This is a genomic window from Streptomyces sp. NPDC092952 (assembly GCF_044754785.1).
GTDB lineage: Bacteria > Actinomycetota > Actinomycetes > Streptomycetales > Streptomycetaceae > Streptomyces.
Genome location: NZ_JBIVPT010000002.1, coordinates 502,209 through 518,895, shown reverse-complemented (window position 1 = coordinate 518,895; position 16,687 = coordinate 502,209). Strand labels below are relative to the sequence as shown.

12 protein-coding genes are annotated in these 16,687 nt (G+C 71.3%); 8 read left to right on the top strand and 4 right to left on the bottom strand.

Going from position 1 to position 16,687, the window contains the following annotated elements; all coding sequences use genetic code 11:
* The first annotated feature begins 14 nt into the window (after positions 1–14).
* The 4 genes from ACIQGQ_RS06210 (at position 15) to ACIQGQ_RS06195 (ending at position 3,122) form a co-directional block, all read left to right on the top strand.
* The gene (locus tag ACIQGQ_RS06210; protein ID WP_402391295.1) at positions 15–692 is read left to right on the top strand and encodes an NAD(P)-dependent oxidoreductase; all 678 of its coding nucleotides are present in this window, start codon (positions 15–17) and stop codon (positions 690–692) included.
* Between the two features lie 150 nt (positions 693–842).
* The gene (locus ACIQGQ_RS06205) at positions 843–1,934 is read left to right on the top strand and encodes a hypothetical protein (protein ID WP_402391292.1); all 1,092 of its coding nucleotides are present in this window, start codon (positions 843–845) and stop codon (positions 1,932–1,934) included.
* Positions 1,935–2,096: 162 nt separating this feature from the next.
* On the top strand, positions 2,097–2,579 hold the full coding sequence (locus ACIQGQ_RS06200) for a hypothetical protein (RefSeq protein WP_402391289.1): 483 nt from the start codon (positions 2,097–2,099) through the stop codon (positions 2,577–2,579).
* A gap of 66 nt (positions 2,580–2,645) precedes the next feature.
* On the top strand, positions 2,646–3,122 hold the full coding sequence (locus ACIQGQ_RS06195; RefSeq protein ID WP_402391286.1) for an SUKH-3 domain-containing protein: 477 nt from the start codon (positions 2,646–2,648) through the stop codon (positions 3,120–3,122).
* 175 nt (positions 3,123–3,297) lie between these two features.
* Here ACIQGQ_RS06195 and ACIQGQ_RS06190 read toward each other — a convergent pair whose 3' ends face one another.
* Entirely contained in the window at positions 3,298–4,047 is a 750-nt protein-coding gene (locus ACIQGQ_RS06190; protein ID WP_402391284.1) for a hypothetical protein, read from the bottom strand.
* A 256-nt stretch (positions 4,048–4,303) separates the two neighbouring features.
* Between ACIQGQ_RS06190 and ACIQGQ_RS06185 the strand changes: the two genes are divergently transcribed.
* Positions 4,304–4,672 (top strand): DUF4440 domain-containing protein, encoded by a 369-nt coding sequence (locus ACIQGQ_RS06185; protein WP_402391281.1) that lies wholly within the window; start codon positions 4,304–4,306, stop codon positions 4,670–4,672.
* Here the strand turns inward: ACIQGQ_RS06185 and ACIQGQ_RS06180 are convergent.
* Both ACIQGQ_RS06180 and ACIQGQ_RS06175 read right to left on the bottom strand, forming a co-directional pair.
* Entirely contained in the window at positions 4,620–5,576 is a 957-nt protein-coding gene (locus ACIQGQ_RS06180; RefSeq protein WP_402391278.1) for a hypothetical protein, read from the bottom strand. The two genes, ACIQGQ_RS06185 and ACIQGQ_RS06180, sit on opposite strands and share 53 nt — an antisense overlap.
* Positions 5,577–6,003: 427 nt before the next feature.
* A complete protein-coding gene (locus ACIQGQ_RS06175) occupies positions 6,004–7,527 on the bottom strand; it encodes a hypothetical protein (RefSeq protein ID WP_402391275.1) in 1,524 nt (507 codons plus the stop codon).
* A gap of 1,008 nt (positions 7,528–8,535) precedes the next feature.
* Between ACIQGQ_RS06175 and ACIQGQ_RS06170 the strand changes: the two genes are divergently transcribed.
* The 3 genes from ACIQGQ_RS06170 (at position 8,536) to ACIQGQ_RS06160 (ending at position 13,672) form a co-directional block, all read left to right on the top strand.
* Positions 8,536–9,840, top strand: a complete 1,305-nt coding sequence (locus tag ACIQGQ_RS06170; protein WP_402391273.1) for an alpha/beta hydrolase family protein — start codon at positions 8,536–8,538, stop codon at positions 9,838–9,840.
* 103 nt (positions 9,841–9,943) lie between these two features.
* Positions 9,944–12,187, top strand: a complete 2,244-nt coding sequence (locus ACIQGQ_RS06165) for an ATP-dependent RecD-like DNA helicase (protein ID WP_402391987.1) — start codon at positions 9,944–9,946, stop codon at positions 12,185–12,187.
* Positions 12,188–12,382: 195 nt separating this feature from the next.
* On the top strand, positions 12,383–13,672 hold the full coding sequence (locus ACIQGQ_RS06160) for a citrate synthase (RefSeq protein ID WP_402391270.1): 1,290 nt from the start codon (positions 12,383–12,385) through the stop codon (positions 13,670–13,672).
* Positions 13,673–14,251: 579 nt separating this feature from the next.
* Here the strand turns inward: ACIQGQ_RS06160 and ACIQGQ_RS06155 are convergent.
* Positions 14,252–16,540, bottom strand: coding sequence for a heavy metal translocating P-type ATPase (locus tag ACIQGQ_RS06155; protein WP_402391267.1), 2,289 nt, complete (start codon positions 16,538–16,540; stop codon positions 14,252–14,254).
* Positions 16,541–16,687 lie beyond the last annotated feature (147 nt).

The window sequence follows — 16,687 nt, the reverse complement described above, 5'->3', positions numbered from 1 at the left end:
TAAGGGGGATTCCCATGGTTGGCAGCAGGATCGTTGTGTTCGGGGCCGGAGGGCGGGCCGGGCGGCGCGCGGTCGCCGAGGCGGTGGCGCGCGGGCACCGGGTGACCGCCGTGGTGCGGGACCCGGACAAGTACCGGAACCCGGACGTGTACCCGGAGCTGGCCGGTGACGGCGTACGCGTGGTCGCGGGCGACACGACCCGGGCGGAGAGCGTCGCGGAGGTCGCGGCCGGGCACGGTGCGGCGATCAGCGCGGCGGCCCGCACCGATGTGCCCGCGGAGGAGTTCTACGTCGGCGCGACCCGCGCGCTGCTGGACGGCCTCGGCCGGGCCGGGGTCGGCCGGCTCGTCCTCCTCGGGATCGGCAGCACGCTGGAGACCGCCCCCGGGGTGGCCGTCCACGACGCGCCCGGGACCCCGGCGGAGCACCGGGCGTTCTCCCTGGGGCACGCCGCCGCGCTCGACGTGCTGCGCGCCGCGGAGACGGACGTCGACTGGCTCGTCCTCGCCCCGCCGCCCGTCTTCCTCGACGACGAGGCGCCCCGGACCGGCCATTACCGGACGGGGGACCACCGGGTGCTGCCGGACGCCGGCGGCCCGTCCGGGTTCTCGTACACGGACCTGGCGGTGGCTCTGATCGACGAGGCCGAGAGCCCGGGGCACCACCGTTCGCTGGTCGCGGTCGGCGCCTGACCGGCCCCCGGCCCCGGTCGATCCAGGGCGGTGGTGCGCCCGTGCCCTCCCCGTCGACCCGGCCCGGTCCGCTGTCGGTGCCCCATGCAATCATGCGGTCGCGCCCCGGGGAGTGGGCGCGATCTGCTGCTGACGGTCGGGGAGTCGGGGATGGGCGCGGGTACGGATTCGGACGGTTCTTCCAGATCGGACGAGGAGTGGGAGCGGTTCCTGCGCGAGTCGGTGGAGGGGGTCGCCGACGCGCCCAAGGAGCCCTCGGCACGGGCCCGTGAGGTGACGAGGCGGCTGCGCGAGGAGCCCGACCGCGTACCGGACGGCTGGCGCACCTACACCCCCGCACGGCCCAAGCGGCGCAAGGGCCTCTACCTGTTCGGGCTGGTGGCCTCGGTGGTGCTGCTGGTGGTGGCGCTCGCACCGGGGCGGGTGGTCGACCTGTTCTCCGGTGACGATCCCTCGCCGTCGGCGGCCGAGACCGCCCGCCCGACCCAGGCGCCCCCGTCGGGGCCGGCCCGGCGCGCCACCATGGACGAGCCGTTCCGGGGCTCACCGGCGGCCAGTTGGGCGGACGGGGCGGCGGGGATCACGGTGCCGGAGGCCGCGCCGGTCGGCTGGATGAACGAGGCCGAGGTGCGGCGGGCCCTCGCCCGCACCCGGGACTTCCTCGTCGCGTCCGGTCTGGACCGGGGAGTGCTGCGCGGCGAGCGCCCGGAGAAGGCGATAGCCCTGCTCAACCCGCACCAGAAGGACGTGCGGGACCTCGTGGACACGGCCCTGCGAAGCCCCAGCAAGAAGAACAACCCCCTTCTCCTCTTCAGCCGCTTCCAGCCCTCCCGCACCCGCCTGGTCGGCGACGTCGTGAAGACCCGGGGCCGCCTCACCTACCGGGAGGGGGAGCGCGGCGCGCTCCAGGTGACCGCCGACGCCACCTTCGTCTACCCGGTCACCCGCGCGGGCGCGGACGGCGGCGACGAGGTCGTCCGCACGATCATCCGGCGCGAACTGGTCCTGAACTGGGACGACCCCGACAAGGTGATCACGGAGCCGGGCACGTTCTCGGTCGTCTCGTACAAGTACGACATGACCAACGGCGGGTGCGGCGACGAGACGGGCTACTTCGACCCGCCCTTCGGCGACGACCGCCCGGCGGACGGTACCGCCGAGGAGACCGACCCGTACGACCGCACCACACCGGTCGGACGCGGCGGCTCCGGAGACGAGTGCCGGAAGGCGACGCGGTCCTGAGGAGCCCGGAACCCCAGGCACGGCCGCCCCGGCTCCCCGCACGCGCCGTGCCGGTCCCGGCGCGCCGACACGGCCGATTCCGGCTGTGGCACCGGGGCTGCCCCACATAATGATCAGCGCCGACATCGGCAGGCAACGGCGTTGATCCAAGGGGGAGTTGGCATGCAGGGTGTGTACGGCGGGGGCATCCCCATATCGCTGGTGGCCGTCAGCCTGGTGGTACGACAGCAGCTGCGCACCCGCCCGGTGCGGCGCAACGGCTCGCTCGTCGTCCCGGTGGTCCTCGCCGTCCTCGGGGCCGCCCTGATCGGTCTGGGGGTCGCCTCGGTCGCCAAGGACCACCCACTGCCCGCGCTGTCGGTCGTCCTCCTGGCGGTCAGCCTGCTCGTCGCGGGGCTGTTCGGCGCGGTGCGGGCCCGGACCGTACGGGTCTGGCGCGAGCCCGGGGGCGAGGTGGTGCGCCAGGGAGTGGCGGCGACGACCGGACTGTGGCTCGCCTCGGTCGCCGTGCACGCCGGGCTGGGGCTGTGGATCGACCACGTGGCCGGGGCGGGGGTCCTGGGGGCCGCGTCGCTCTACGCGTACCTGGCGATCGGCCTGGGCACGCAGAACCTCCTGGTACGCGGGCGCGCCGCCGCGCTGTGACCCGGCGGGCTCGGCCCGGAATTCGCGTGCGTCTTTGAAGAGAGACCTGCAGAACAGGAATATCCCATGTCCTCGACCGGGCCGACCAGGGAAGTCCTCGATTGGTTGAATCGCAACGGCTGGTTCCCCGGAAGGGATATCGGCGACTCCGCACGGGACCTGATTCGGGTGAGGCTCAAGGATGCGGAGGCCCAGGGCTTCCCTCTTGAGGCCGTGGAGGCGGCCGTCCACGTGATCCGGACGTACGGGCTCCTCAGCCTGGAGCACCCGAGGGCATCGCATTCGGCATTCGAAACGGAGCCGACCGGCGGATACGACGGGGACGCCCGGGAGATTGCGGAGATGGCCGCCAACCTGGGTGTTCCGCTCTTTCCCGTAGGATTCGAGTCGTCAGAGCTGGGAATCATCCTGGTGGACAAATTCGGCCGATGGTTCCTCCTGCACCACACAGGAGGATATTTCCTCGGTGAAGATGCGTACGACGCATTCTCTCGATTCATCACCAACGCCGAGACCCCGGATGCGGAGGACTTCTTCGTCTGACCAATTCCCTGCAGTGGCTTCCTTGTTGTTGATCGGCGCCAGGCCGTCAGCCATGTGAGTCTGATCGGCGGAGGAAGCGTCGACCTTCGTCCCGCCGACCAGTTGTGGACCCTCGACGCCACGCGCGCCGAGGGCTGAGGCGGTGCCGATGGGGAGCACGGCGGTTCCGGTGGGTTCAGGGGGTGGGCGAGGCGTCGGTGAGTTCTGTCCAGACCCGGAGCGTCTCCTGGTGCGAACCGGTCCTCGTGCTCGCGGCCACCGCCTCCGCGTCCCGCGTCGAGCACGGCGCGCCCGCCCGGGTGAGCAGGACGAGCGGCCACTCCGGGCCCGCGCCGGCCGGGTCCCCGTCGAAGGCGGTCCAGTCCCAGGCCCCGTCGAATCGCCACGCACGGCCGACGGCGTCGGCCACTTCGTCGCCCGCCCGGAGAGACGCGTACGGCCGCATCAGCAGCTCGAAGGTGAAGGGGATCCCGTCGCCGGGGTGGATGGTGAAGCCCGACCCGTCGAGATGGCTCCCGTCCGGGAACTCCCGGTAGGAGAGACCCCGGCGGAGCACGGTCACGGTCGAGGTGGGGCGCGGCAGCCAGGCCGTCTCCAGCGGAGGATCGTGGTGGTCGACGGCGGTCACATGCACCACCGTGGGCGGCACGCCGACCCGGCAGGAGGCCCCCGCCCCCAACTGCTCGGGCGGAGGTTCGGTACGGAAGAGTCCGGCGGCCACCTCGGGTGCGACGTGTCCGCCACCGTCCACACCGAGGGCGACGACTCCGTTCCAGCGCGCGAACGCGCAGTCGTCGTCGATCTCCCACCACGGCCAGCGGACCGACACCTCGTCCCCCGTGACCCCTTGCTCCACCGTGGTCGCCGTGAAGGGACAGGCGACCGACAGCACGTCACCGACCCGGAAATCCCCCTCGTCCGTCATCCGGCCAGGGTAGACGCGTCCTCCCGGCGGTCCCGAGGCAGTCAGGTCCCGGACGCGCCACCGTGACACCGTGCGGCGGATGCCGTCCGAGGAGGACGAGGGGGACGAGGGGGACGAGGGGCACGGCGGCGTCCGCGCACGGCAAGCGGCCCGGCCCCGGCCCTCGCGTGACAGTGCGACGCGGCGGCACGGACGCCGCCGTGGTCGGCATGGGCGATCCGCTGTTCCCGGGGCGCCGTGCCCGCAGGGTTCCGGCATGACCGACGACGAGCGGGAGCGGGCCGTGCGAGCGGCCGTCGACGGGGAGATGCGGCTTCTCGACCCGGAGGTGCGGGCCGTCCCGGCCCGGGTCCTGGAGCTGTTGGACCCGGAGTTCACCGAGATCGGGGCCTCCGGGCGCCGGTGGGACGTGGAGCCGATCCTCTCGGTGACGAGCGGCGGCTCGGTCTCCCCGGAATCCCCGGTCGAGGTCGGCGAGATGTCGGGGGTTCTCCTCGCCCCCGGGACCGTCCATCTGACCTACTTCTGCGACAACCAGGGCCGCCGGGCGCGGCGGAGCCCCGTGTGGCGTCTCACGGAGACGGGCCGGCGGGCGTACTTCCACCAGGGCACCCCGACCGATTGAGCGGGCGGGCGGGGGCCGGACGGACCTCCGGCACCGGCCATGCCCGGGTGGGGGCGTGGGCGACATCGAGATCGTGCAACTGGGCGGCGAGCAGACGGCTCGCCGCCCGGGCCGATTCCTGGTGGCCCGTGACCGGATGCGGGCCGTCCAGGACGGACATGGTGAGGCGGTAGGTCTCCAGGGCCTTGTCCCTCCCGGCCCCGGTCCGTTCCTCGGGCAGCGCGCGGGAGAGGGCCAGTACCGCAGGCTCCCGGTTCTCGGCGACGGCGGCGGCGAGGCGGGCGTGGCCGTCCAGCACCAGATAGCAGTGGAGCCCGCTGAACCACCAGAGCAGGACGGGCGGCAGGGTTCCTTCCCGGGCCTGCTTGCGGTACGCCTTCACCCTGCCGTGGTCGGGTGAGGGCATCCGCCGTAGCGGCAGGACCTGCCACGAGCCGGTGAACCAGTCGACGCAGCCGTCCGGATGCTCGTCGAGCAGCAGGGAACGCCACCGTCCGGCGGGTCCGCCCGCCGCCCGGGGTGCCTCGTCCCGGGCGAGCTTCCGGGAGAGCACCCACCGTCCGTCGTGGAGCGGGCCGAGGGGGGACGCCTCCAGGGCATCGGCGAAGCGATGCGCCCAACGCGCGTACCAGGACGGTTGCCCGTGCCCGGCGACCGCGCGCGCCTCGGCGGCCCGCAAGGGGGCGACGGGGGAACGGTAATGGTCCGTGCGGGAGTAGGTGACTCCGCCCCGGTCGTCGTCGACCGTGGCGAGCAGCACCGTGTCCGCCCCCTGGGAGAGGACGATCCGGTTTCCGTTCGCCGCCCCCGGCCGCAGCCCCGGCACGGCCGTGGGCGGGAGCTCCAGGCGGAGGGCGACCCAGGATCCGCTGTCGGTCGGCGCTGTCAGATTCGTCCTGTGCACCGGACGAATCGTAGAGCCCACGCCGTGCCGACGCGGCGCCGCATTCCGCCGGACAAGAAGATGGATGCGCGTACAACGGTTGTGCCCGCGACCTCGGCGCGCCCGCCGAGGGGCTGTACGTCTTCCCGCTCCAGGAGAGCGCGACGGCGTCCGCGCCGACCGACGTCGCCTGGGCCGTGGTCGACGGAAAGTTGCACATCGTCGTGCCTTCATAGGAGCGGGCGGGGATCCTCATCGCGCCGGAGCGCCGGAGCGCCGGAGCGCCGGAGGGGTGGGTCGCGCGGCGTGCGGTCGGGGACGCGGCGGCGCCCGGGTGACCACGCTGGTGCGGGCCCGGGGCAGGTGCGCCGGCCCCTGACCTTCTCGGCCTTCGACCTCCTCAGCCCCTGACTTCCTCAGCCCCTGACTTCCTCAGCCCCTGACTTCCTCAGTCCCTGACCTTGAGGAAGCGCATCCGGGTCGCCCCGTTGCTGTCGGTGCCGCCGGCCTCGGCGTCGGAGACCTTGCCACCGGTCAGGACGAACATCAGGTGCAGGCGGACGGTCCGGGGGCCGGATGCGACCGTGTATTCGGTCATGATGTGTGTGGTTCCGCCCTGCTGCTCCTGTCGTGCCGCGTTGACCACCGCGATCTGGGTGAAGCTCGTCAGGAGGGTGTCGGTGGTCTCGTCCCTGAGCCAGCCGATGATGTAGCCGCTGCCGCCGGTGGCCGTGCCGAGCGCGTACCGCACATCGCTGTCGATGTGGTAGACCCCGGCCTCCGGGAGCACGATGTCGGACTCGGGGATCGGTACGTCGATACCGGTCCTGGCGAGGAGGTCGGCATGCTGCCGCTCGGCGTTGAGGAACCCGCTCACCGGGGTGAGGCGGGCGCCGATCGTCCACCTCTCGGGGCAGCCGGTCGTCCCCGTGACGTCGATGTCCACCGACCGTTCGAGGCCGGTGTTGCCGCCCGGGGCGAGACCCGTCAGTTCGACCCCCGGCACGAGCAGCCCGCCGGTCGTGTGCCGCGCGGCGTTGCACGGGGACGGGTCCAGGGCGGGTGTGTCGGGCGCGTACAGGCACCCGTCGGTGCCCCGGATGATGGCGTTGCCCGGGTCGGTGGAGAGGCATGGGGGCCGGACGATGGAGCATCCGTCCTGGCAGGACGCGGCCGGGACGACCGGTGGGACCGGGGCGTAGGGGGTCGACGAGCCGTCGAGATGGTCGGTCGTGCAGGTGACCGCGCCGTCGCAGTCACGGCAGGTCGTACGGAGGAACGGCCTGCCGTGGCCGGGGGCGGATGCCCGGACGGTGAGGACGAAGCTGTCGACGGTCCACTGCTTGGGGCCGACCCGGCAGGTGTCGTCGTTGCCTGTTTCGAGGTTGAGCTCGATGACGACCCTTCCCGCCAGGACGTCCGCGAGGGGCACGGTGGTCGGTGGGACGACGCCGTTGTCGTCGCCGCCCGCCGGGAGATCGGGCGGGCCCAGGAGGTCGGCGCTGATCGGAGCCGTGCCGTTCCACAGGGCGAAGCGGCCGTAGAGCCGACAGGCCGTGCTCGGTCCGTCGTTGTGGACATGGACCGAGGCGCTGACCATGACGTCGGTGGGATTGCCGCGCAGTGACGCGGGGTCGATACGTACGATGCCGGCGAGCCAGGTGTGCTGGCCGTTGTGCGCTCCGTCGTCGGCCGGGAACGTGCCCGTGCCGCCGTCCAGGATGGTCTGGGCAACGGCGGGATCCAGAGCGGCATGGGTGTTGGCGATGGTGTAGTACGGCGTCGGGTCGGTGCTGTCCGCGGTCGCCGCGAGTCGGTACGGTGCGGAATCGCACAGGGGGATCGTCTCGCAGCTCTGGCGTGGTCTGGGTGCGGGACGGCAATCGGGGGCGTCGACGGGGGGACAGGCCGCTCCGGTGGGCCGATGGCCGCCGAAGTCGATCGGGGACTGCCTGCAGCCGCATCCGCTCATGATTCAACTCCCGGTGTGAGGTGGGGTGGTGACAGCGGTGGTGTGCGCCAGACCTCTTCGGTGGCGTTGCGCTCGGGTGATGGCGCGCCGGAACGTCGGCCGCGGCGAACGAATGGTGTTTCGGGCCGGGGAGTCGAGGGATGCCGACGGCCTCGGAGCCGGTTGTGTGTCCGGGCGGAGGAGGAAGGCCGTTCAACGGACCGCTTGCCGGGCCGTGGCTGATATGGCGTAGGACGTCAACCGGCCGGTCATGTGCTGCCCCGGCCGGACCTGCCTTGATGCGGGAACCAGGAGCGCGGTCTGGCCGGCCCCTCTTCGAGATCCTGCTGTTGGGCGAATCGCGTGGGATGCTCGGGCTCGGGCGGAAAATTTCAGGCCCGGCCGCCTGCCGTCTTCGTTGCAAGCCTTAATGTACTAATCCGGCATCTGTGTGGCATTACCCCGTTAGGGTGGCTGATTTCATCGCCAAGCTGACAGAGCGGCCATGCTGCATCTATCGGACAGGCCGGGGCGGGCGGGTGGGCGGACACCGCGTTGCCGGGCCTCGCCGGGCCCCGTCGGCACGCCGCTCCGGTGCCTCCGGTTGGCTCGGGGCACGGTAGTAACGGAGCCGTCGTACGTCTCAACGGGCCTTGTGCCCAGGCAGTTGCGCCCACCGGACATACCTGTGGGGTGCCGGGCCGCCACTCACCCGCCTGGGGCGGCTGCGACGTCCGGCTGCCGCTGTGGTGGCGGGTGGGGAGGATCAGCCGTCCAACCGCAGCATCAGCTCGCTCTGCTCCGACCGGCACCCCGCCATCGTCCTCGAAGAGCGTGCCGAGCGCTTTCGCCGGGATGGGGCGCTCTTCACGACCGTTGCCGGGACGTACGGAATCCCTGACACCGGGCTCACAGATTTCTGACAAGTGCCGGTCAGGGTGGGGGCGTCCGTCCACGGGGCGCGGAGTGCATCCGCCCGGTCGTGGTCGGTCGTGAGCGATCGGAACGACCTGGGAGGCTGGACCGCGCATGACGGTGACGCCGGTGGAGAAGCGAGGCGGCCGGGTGGCCGGTACGGCGGCGTTGGCCGCGGGGGCCCTGATCGTCGCGGGTGTGGTGACCGCGCCCGCCGAGGCCGGGGCCGTCACCGCGGACCCGGGCGCGGCGGCCGTGTCCGTGGGGCGGGCGGTGTACGACCTCGGGGACCTGGCCTTCGAGCCCGGGGCGCCGTACGAGGGGAAGAGCGAGATCGCCGCGGTCGTCCGCTACCCCGAGGCGCCCGGCTCCCCGGGGCCCGCGGCGGGCCGTCATCCGCTGATCGTCATGCAGCACGGACAGTGGGCCACCTGCGCGGACCGGCCCGCCCAGTCCGCGCTGACCAGGGCGAAGAAGGCTCTGGAGCGGGCCGAGCAGGCGGGCGACGAGGCCGGAGCGGCCCGTCAGACAAAGGTCATCGAAGCGATGAGCGACCGGCTCTGGGCCTGGCCCTGCCGGGCGGGTGTGCCGCCGCTGCCGAACAGCTCCGGTTACGAGTACCTGGCCGAGAGCCTCGCCCGCGAGGGCTTCGTGGTCGTCTCCATGGGCGCCAACGGGATCAACGCGACCAGCGGTGGTCAGGCCGATTCGGTGTACCGGGCGCGGGCCGCCCTCATCAACCGGCATCTGGAGCTGTGGCGCCAACTCGACGCGGGCAAGGGCCCGTTGAGGGCGAAGCTCAAGGATCCGGCGACCGGACGGCCCGGTGGTGCCGCGTTCGCCGGCCGCCTGGACCTGGGACGCGTCGGCACCCTCGGCCACTCCATGGGCGGCGGGGGCGTGATGCAGCAGGTCTCCGACGGGGCGCACGGCGACTGGCCCGCCGGGGTGAAGGTGAAGGCGGCGATCGGCCTCGCACCCACCGCCACCTGGGACAACGAGCCGGTCACCCAGGTCCCGCTGGCCGTGCTGTGGGGCACCTGCGACCAGGTCAACACCGGTGAGTACGTGAAGTGGAACAAGGGGCACAACAAGGCGCCCCTGCACGGCATCACCCTCACCGGCGGCAACCACGACTACTTCAACACCCAGTGGTCCCCGAGCAGCGGCCAGGTGGCCGCGGTGGACGACGCGATCCCCGGCGACCGGCCCGGCCGGTGCGTCGCGCAGGACGGCACGGACCGCCAGGACCGGGCACTCGGCGAGACCGCCCAGCGCCGGATCGCCACCGGCTACACCGTGGCGTTCTTCCGCCGGTACCTCCTGGGCGACACCTCGGCCCAGGCCCTCCTGACCGGCAGGAAGAAGCTGTCCGGGGTGCCGGACGTGGTGCGGGTGGAGTACGTGCAGCCGCACTGAGGGGCCCGTACTACCGGAGAAGCCGTACCGGGGAGCCCGCCCCGGAGAGGGAGCCCGCCCCGGGCTGTCGGCGCGGGCCGGTACCGTCGGTTCCATGTCCACCCTGCCCAACCCCGCCGTCCTCGAAGGTGTGCTGGAGCGCATCACGTACGCCAACGAGGAGAACGGGTACACGGTCGCCCGCGTCGACACCGGCCGCGGGGCCAACGACCTGCTGACGGTGGTCGGTTCGCTGCTCGGGGCGCAGCCGGGGGAGTCGCTGCGGATGGAGGGGCGCTGGGGCTCGCACTCCCAGTACGGCAAGCAGTTCGTCGTGGAGAACTACACGACGATCCTGCCCGCCACCGTCCAGGGCATCCGCCGCTACCTCGGCTCCGGCCTGATCAAGGGCATCGGCCCGGTCATGGCCGACCGGATCACCACCCACTTCGGCGTCGACACCCTCGACATCATCGAGCAGCAGCCCGAGCGCCTGATCGAGGTGCCCGGCCTCGGCCCGAAGCGGACGAAGATGATCGCCGCTGCCTGGGAGGAGCAGAAGGCGATCAAGGAGGTGATGGTCTTCCTCCAGGGCGTCGGCGTCTCCACCTCCATCGCCGTCCGCATCTACAAGAAGTACGAGAACGCCTCGATCTCCGTCGTGAAGAACGAGCCCTACCGGCTGGCCGCCGACGTCTGGGGCATCGGCTTCCTCACCGCCGACAAGATCGCCCAGGCGGTCGGCATCCCGCACGACAGCCCGGAGCGGGTCAAGGCGGGGCTGCAGTACGCGCTGTCGCAATCCACCGACCAGGGGCACTGCTTCCTCCCCGAGGAGCGGCTGATCGCGGACGGGGTGAAGCTGCTCCAGGTCGACACGGGCCTGGTCATCGAGTGCCTCGCCGAGCTGGCGGAGGACCCGGAGGGCGTCGTACGGGAGAAGGTGCCCTCGCCGGAGGGCGGCGAGCTGGTGACGGCGATCTACCTGGTGCCGTTCCACCGCGCCGAGGTGGCCCTCGCCGCGCAGGTGGGGCGGCTGCTGCGGACGCCCGAGGAGCGGCTGCCGGCCTTCGTGGACGTGGACTGGGACCGGGCGCTGACCTGGCTGAAGGGGCGTACGGGGGCGGATCTGGCTCCGGAGCAGGAGGCGGCGGTGCGGCTCGCGCTCAGCCGGAAGGTCGCGGTGCTGACCGGCGGGCCCGGCTGCGGGAAGTCGTTCACCGTCCGGTCGATCGTGGAGCTGGCGCGGGCCAGGAAGGCCAAGGTGGTGCTGGCCGCGCCGACCGGCCGGGCGGCCAAGCGGCTCTCCGAGCTGACCGGCGCCGAGGCGTCCACCGTGCACCGGCTGCTGGAGCTGAAGCCGGGCGGCGACGCCGCGTACGACCGGGACCGCCCGCTCGACGCGGACCTGGTCGTGGTCGACGAGGCGTCCATGCTGGACCTGCTGCTCGCCAACAAGCTGCTGAAGGCGGTGGCACCAGGTGCCCATCTGCTGCTCGTCGGGGACGTCGACCAGCTGCCGTCGGTCGGCGCGGGGGAGGTGCTGCGGGACCTGCTCGCCGACGGCAGCCCCGTCCCCGCCGTCCGGCTGACCACGATCTTCCGCCAGGCCCAGCAGTCCGGCGTCGTCACCAACGCGCACCGGATCAACTCCGGGGTGCCGCCGCTGACCCAGGGGCTCAAGGACTTCTTCCTCTTCGTGGAGGACGAGACGGAGGACGCGGGCAGGCTCGCGGTGGACGTCGCGGCCCGCCGGATCCCCGCGAAGTTCGGGCTCGACGCCCGGCGCGACGTGCAGGTCCTCGCCCCGATGCACCGGGGCCCGGCCGGGGCCGGGGTGCTCAACGGGCTCCTCCAGCAGGCCGTCACCCCGGGCCGCCCGGACGTCCCCGAGAAGCGGTTCGGCGGCCGGGTCTTCCGGGTCGGCGACAAGGTCACCCAGATCCGCAACAACTACGACAAGGGCGAGAACGGCGTCTTCAACGGCACGGTCGGCATCGTCACCGCCCTCGACCAGGACGAACAGAAGCTGACCGTGCGCACCGACGAGGACGAGGAGATCGACTACGACTTCGACGAGCTGGACGAGCTGTCCCACGCGTACGCCATGACGATCCACCGCTCCCAGGGCAGCGAGTACCCGGCCGTCGTCATCCCCGTCACCAAGAGTGCCTGGATGATGCTCCAGCGAAACCTCCTCTACACCGCCGTGACCCGGGCCAAAAAGCTCGTCGTGCTGGTCGGTTCGCGTCAGGCGATCGGCCAGGCGGTCCGCACGGTTTCCGCGGGCAGGCGCTGTACGGCGCTGGATTACCGGCTGTCAGGGGGATCCGGCGGAGGATCGCCGGAAGGTCGGGAGATAAAATGATCGATCAAATCGGTGGGAAACATCACGCGGCCCTTCCGGAACCGGAACCGAAGGGGCAGGATGAGTAGGCTCGCGGCACTCAGTGCCGCGAGTAGGTCCAATGGACGACCCCGAGTGCACTCTCCTGCGCCAAATGGGGGAGGGTGGAGACAGTCAGGGAACCTCGAAAGAGGCACTACGTCGGTGAGGGATGACGTGAGCGACAACTCTGTAGTACTGCGGTACGGCGACGGCGAGTACACCTACCCGGTGATCGACAGCACCGTCGGCGACAAGGGCTTCGACATCGGGAAGCTCCGGGCCAATACCGGTCTGGTGACACTGGACAGCGGATACGGCAACACCGCAGCCTATAAATCCGCCATCACCTACCTCGACGGTGAGCAGGGCATTCTCCGCTACCGCGGCTACCCCATCGAGCAGCTCGCCGAGCACTCGACGTTCCTGGAGGTCGCGTACACGCTCATCAACGGCGAGCTTCCCAAGGTCGACGAGCTGTCGACCTTCAAGAACGAGATCACGCAGCACACCCTGCTGCACGAGGACGTCAAGCGCTTCTTCGACGGCTTCCCCCGTGACGCCCACCCGATGGCCATGCTGTCCTCGGTCGTCAGCGCGCTGTCCACGTTCTACCAGGACAGCCACAACCCGTTCGACGAGGAGCAGCGCCACCTCTCGACGATCCGGCTGCTGGCCAAGCTGCCGACGATCGCGGCGTACGCCTACAAGAAGTCGATCGGCCACCCCTTCGTCTACCCGCGCAACGACCTCGGGTACGTCGAGAACTTCCTGCGCATGACCTTCTCGGTCCCGGCCCAGGAGTACGAGCTGGACCCGGTCGTGGTCTCCGCGCTCGACAAGCTGCTGATCCTGCACGCGGACCACGAGCAGAACTGTTCGACCTCCACCGTGCGCCTGGTCGGCTCCTCGCAGGCGAACATGTTCGCCTCGATCTCCGCCGGTATCTCGGCGCTCTGGGGGCCCCTGCACGGTGGCGCCAACCAGTCGGTGCTGGAGATGCTGGAGGGCATCCAGGCCAACGGCGGCGACGTCGACTCCTTCATCCGCAAGGTGAAGAACAAGGAGGACGGCGTCCGGCTGATGGGCTTCGGCCACCGGGTCTACAAGTCCTTCGACCCGCGCGCCAAGATCATCAAGGCTGCCGCCCACGACGTGCTGTCCGCGCTCGGCAAGTCCGACGAGCTGCTCGACATCGCGCTGAAGCTGGAGGAGCACGCGCTGAGCGACGAGTACTTCATCGCGCGCAACCTCTACCCGAACGTGGACTTCTACACCGGTCTGATCTACCGGGCCATGGGCTTCCCGACCGAGATGTTCACCGTGCTCTTCGCGCTCGGCCGCCTTCCCGGCTGGATCGCCCAGTGGCACGAGATGATCAAGGAGCCGGGTTCCCGCATCGGCCGCCCGCGCCAGATCTACACCGGCGAGGTCCTGCGCGACTTCGTTCCGGTCGAGGGCCGCTGAACCGCCTGACACCCCCCGCACGACCCCGGCCACCGAGGCCGGTCGACTTCGCCCCGCGTACCGCGCTTTCGCACAGAGTGCGGTGTCCGGGGCGATTTGCGTGCCGCGACGGCTTCCGCGGGAGCGTCCGTGTCCGATCCGGCCGTGTCCGATGCCGGCCGCACCTGAACAGGTCGTACCCGAACAGGTCGTGTCCGAACAGAGAGAAGCGCCTCGCCGTCGATCCCCCCACGGGCCGACAGCGAGGCGCTTCCCATGTCCCGGAGCGGATTCCCCCCACGGGATCCGGCCGGGCGTCTGTGGGAGCCGTAGCTCCTGAGCGCCGCGCAGCCGCTGTGGGCTGCGCATCTCTTCTGTTGTGTCCTGCTCTGGTCCTGCTGCGATCTGCCGGGGTACGTACGTACGGGAGGGCCGCTCAAAGCTCCCCGGTGCACGTGCCCCGGCCTACGCTTGCCCGGAGCGTCCCCCAAGACACTCCGCGGACGTCCCCCAAGACATCCTTGGCATCGCCCTCTTAGACTCACGAGCCCGCCGGATGGTTACCTCGAAATCCATGTGATCTGGATCTCTTTGTGGAAATTAAGTGAAGGCGCGCAACCGCAGGCTGTTCGTCACGACGAAGACCGATGAGAAGGCCATCGCCGCTCCGGCAATCATAGGGTTGAGCAGCCCAAACGCCGCAAGGGGTAGGGCGGTCACGTTATAGGCGAAGGCCCAGACGAGGTTGCCCCTGATGGTGGTCAGGGTGCGCCTGGACAGGCGGATCGCGTCGGCGGCCACCTTGAGATCTCCACGAACCAGGGTGAGATCGCTCGCCTCGATCGCGGCGTCCGTGCCGGTTCCCATGGCCAGGCCCAGGTCGGCGGTGGCGAGGGCGGCGGCGTCGTTGACCCCGTCCCCGACCATGGCGACCGAACGGCCCTCGGCCTGAAGACGCTCGATGACGTGCACCTTCTCCTCGGGCAGCACCTCGGCGTACACCTCCTCGACCCCGACGGCGCGGGCCACGGCCTCGGCGGCGGTGCGGTTGTCACCGGTCAGCAGGACGGGGTGGAGGCCGAGCGCGCGCAGCTCGGCGATGGCCTCGGCGCTGGTGTCCTTGATCTTGTCGGCGACTTCGAGGACGGCTCGTGCCTCGCCGTCCCAGGCGACCGCGATGGCGGTCCGGCCGGCGGTCTCGGCGGCCGCCTTGAGGCGGGCCAGTTCGACCGGGAGGTGGATTTCCCACTGGGCGAGGAGTTGTTCCCGGCCGACGAGGACGGCGTGGCCGTCGACGATGCCCTGGACGCCGAGTCCGGGGACGTTGGCGAAGTCCTCGGGGGTGGGGAGGGGGGTGCCGGTGCGGTCGGTGGCTCCGGTGGCGACGGCCTGGGCGATGGGGTGTTCGGAGGAGTGCTCCAGGGCTCCGGCGAGGCGGAGGGCCTCGTTCTCGGTGGTGGTGTCGGTGGTGTGGACGTCGAGGAGGGTCATGCGGCCGGTGGTGACGGTGCCGGTCTTGTCGAGGACGATGGTGTCGACGCGGCGGGTGGTCTCCAGGACTTCGGGTCCCTTGATGAGGATGCCGAGCTGGGCGCCGCGTCCGGTGCCGACCATGAGGGCGGTCGGGGTGGCGAGGCCCAGGGCGCAGGGGCAGGCGATGATCAGCACGGCCACGGCGGCCGTGAACGCGGCCGTCACCTCGCCCGTGGTCAGCAGCCACGCGGCCAGGGTGCCCAGCGAGATCACCAGCACCACCGGGACGAAGACGGCGGAGACCCGGTCCGCGAGGCGCTGCACCTCCGCCTTGCCGTTCTGGGCGTCCTCGACGAGCTTGGCCATCCGGGCGAGCTGCGTGTCGGCGCCGACCCGGGTCGCCTCGACGACGAGCCGGCCGGAGGTGTTCACGGTGGCGCCCGTGACGGGGTCGCCGACGCCGGTCTCGACGGGTACGGACTCGCCGGTCAGCATGGCGGTGTCCACGGCCGAGGTGCCCTCGACGACGGTGCCGTCGGTGGCGATCTTCTCGCCGGGCCGGACCACGAAGCGGTCGCCCACGGCGAGCCGGGCGACCGGGATGCGCACCTCCGTACCGTCCCGGAGGACCGACACCTCCTTCGCGCCCAGGTGCATCAGCGCCCGGAGCGCGGAACCGGCCTTCCGCTTGGACCGTGCCTCCAGCCAGCGGCCCAGCAGGAGGAAGGTGACGACCCCGGCCGCGACCTCCAGATAGATGGTGGACGTGTCACCGGTGTGCCGGACGGTGAAGTCGAAGCCGTGCCGCATCCCCGGCATGCCCGCGTCCCCGAGGAAGAGCGCCCACAGCGACCAGCCGAAGGCGGCCAGCGTGCCGATCGAGACCAGGGTGTCCATGGTGGCCGCGCCGTGCCGGAGGTTGGCCCAGGTCGCGCGGTGGAACGGCAGCCCGCCCCAGACCACGACCGGGGCGGCGAGGGTCAGCGAGAGCCACTGCCAGTAGTCGAACTGGAGGGGCGGGACCATCGCGAGCAGAACGACGGGGGCGGCCAGCACGGCCGAGACGGTCAGCCGCTGCCGCAGTGCGTCGGCGGCGCCGTCGTCCTGGACGTCCGCCCCCTCGGTACCGCCCTCGGGCGTGTCCGCCGGGGTGGTGGGGGCCGGGGGAGCGGGCTCGTGCGCGGTGTAGCCGGTCTTCTCGACGGTGGCGATGAGGTCCTGTACGGAGACGTCCTCGCCCCGGTAGCTGACCTTGGCCTTCTCGGTGGCGTAGTTGACGGTGGCGGTGACGCCGTCCATCCGGTTGAGCTTCTTCTCGATCCGGGCCGCGCAGGAGGCGCAGGTCATCCCGCCGATCGCGAGTTCCGTGGTCGATTCCTCCGGGGCGCGGGTCCCGGCCTCCGTCGTGCTGTGCATGTTCCGTGACTCTCCAGACGCCGACAACGCCGGGGGCGCCGACAACTCCGAGAACGCCGACCGGGCCGTGCCCTACCAGTATCTGCTGGCGGGTCCGGCCCGGCTGGGGGAGGGGCGTCGCGGACGGGGTGGACGCACCCGTGGCGC